This window comes from Pseudomonas sp. NKUCC02_KPG (assembly GCF_019345465.1).
GTDB lineage: Bacteria > Pseudomonadota > Gammaproteobacteria > Pseudomonadales > Pseudomonadaceae > Aquipseudomonas.
This window is the reverse complement of sequence record NZ_JAHKRC010000051.1, coordinates 1-223: the sequence shown is the minus strand read 5'-3', so window position 1 is coordinate 223 and position 223 is coordinate 1. Positions and strand designations below refer to the sequence as shown.

The following is a 223-nucleotide window of genomic DNA, read 5'->3' as shown; positions in this document are numbered from 1 at the left end:
CGCATCTGCGTGACGCATCACGCCGGTTGCCGGGTCGTTGTGCAGGACACGGGCGATACGCTCAGCCGCTTCGTCGGTACCGTCACACACGATCACCATCCCCGAGTGCTGAGAGAAGCCCATGCCCACGCCACCGCCGTGGTGCAGCGAAACCCAGGTCGCGCCGCTCGCGGTGTTCAACAGGGCGTTGAGCAATGGCCAGTCGGACACGGCGTCCGATCCA

General features: G+C 65.9%; 1 pseudogene. It reads right to left on the bottom strand.

The window, feature by feature from the left end:
- A pseudogene (locus KO536_RS24140) lies at positions 1-223 on the bottom strand (urocanate hydratase); the annotation flags it as partial.